At 47.3% G+C, this 1,691-nt stretch carries 1 protein-coding gene; it reads right to left on the reverse strand.

The features are described 5' to 3' along the window. Positions 1–395: 395 nt before the first annotated feature. Positions 396–1,226, reverse strand: a complete 831-nt coding sequence (locus tag FC43_RS07265) for a mucin-binding protein (RefSeq protein WP_156648343.1) — start codon at positions 1,224–1,226, stop codon at positions 396–398. Between the last annotated feature and the right edge of the window lie 465 nt (positions 1,227–1,691).

Consider the following 1,691-nt stretch of genomic DNA (forward strand, 5'->3'; position numbering starts at 1 on the left):
GCGATCCAGCGATTTTTAGGTTTTACCAGTTTCGTATTTTTACTCCGCACGTTTTGGTATTAATTTTATTGTTTTGTTCAGTCAAAAAGTGGGTGTCGATCACCTAACAGCTTCATCAAGTTTGGCTTCCGACCCCAACGTAAACAATAGTAGGCAAAATCATTTTGATTGACTTTCATTAGTTGCATTGCTATTCTGTAAGTAACAAAGAGGGCTTTACCTACAAATAACTACACACAAAACACAAAACACAAAACATTGACATTTATTGTCAAAAAAGATTGAATCTAATCTATGGTTCGATAAAATATCCCTCTTTACAAAGATAAGAGAAAAGGATCAGCAAAGCTAATCGCTGATCCTTTTCTGTTTGCGATCAATTTGATCAAGCAGTACTAGTGTTGTCCTGCTTTCTTGCGAATTCCTAGCAGCGCTAGTTGTGAGCCGGCAATGGCCAGTCCAGCAAGAATTGATGCCGTATCACCCGCATCCCCCGTTTGCGGCAATTGTGCTTGGCCTGCTGGCGTTGCATCCCCAGTGGCTACGTTCGCTGCACTAAGTGGAGCTGGTTGGGTAGTCACACCGGTAGCCACTTCACTGTTTTTAGCAGGGACAGGAGTGGCTGGTACGTCGTTTTCAGACGTAGGCTGCGCTGGTTCCGGAGTAGGTTGAGCCGGTTCATTGTCACCAGTGTTGCCCGCTAGGCCTTGTTGATGGACCACCGTCTTGCCGTCGCCATTGTCAATGTAGTTAATGTGCATGCTGTGTTGACCGGCTTGGTACGTGATGGTGATCGTTTGATTTTGGGTAGCTTCTGTGACTGGGGTTTTGGACACCGTAGTTTGACTAGGCGTGTAACCATTAATCGTCGTTGGCGTAAAGGCCGGCCATTCCCCCGTCGACCACTTGCCATAGGTAACTTGGTTCGTAACCAGATCGCCCGTCTTCCCTTGTAAGTCCGTGGTCTTAACGACGGCTTGCTTGTTGTCATCGTCGACATATTTGACATGAGCCGCTTGGGCACCGGCTCGATAGTTGACTTCCACAGTAGTGTCTTTCGTTTGGTCTGTGACTGCTACTTTTGCCACGGTGCTTGGCGTGACGGCATAGCCCGCTACTTGCGGTGGGTTAAAGGCCGCCCATTCCCCGGTTGTCCATGGTGTATAACCAACCGGGAGGAACCCCTTACATTTTCTAATTTTGCTCAGTTGATTTGGGGAGGTCAACCAAGTACACTAAAAACAAGTTAACGAAAAATGCCAGCTAATGATATCAAAAATGCGCTGAGGCCGGCGATTGGTTAGTCTCTTTCCCCCGGATAGGGGGCTGAACCTTGATGAGTAGCGTAGACGTTATGAATGCTGTTCTCTTTCCCCCGTATAGGGGGCTGAACCTAATAAGCATCGGTACTTGTTACGAGACGCTAACTCTTTCCCCCGTATAGGGAGCTGAACCTGTTAAACGCCTGAAAGCGGAAAGGGTAGCTAACTCTTTTCCCCCCCCACGCAGGGGGCTGAACCTCTATGTTAAAAGTCGCATTTTTCGATTTCTTGCTCTTTCCCCCGCATAGGGGGCTGAACCTGCTTATCTAAGACTGTATGATAAGAAAAAAGACTCTTTCCCCCGCATAGGGGGCGGTACTGTACCCTGTCAAGTTGACAGTCTGAAAAAATGAAAAATTGCTAGTCTTA

This window comes from Limosilactobacillus ingluviei DSM 15946, from assembly GCF_001435775.1.
In the GTDB taxonomy this organism is placed as follows: domain Bacteria; phylum Bacillota; class Bacilli; order Lactobacillales; family Lactobacillaceae; genus Limosilactobacillus; species Limosilactobacillus ingluviei.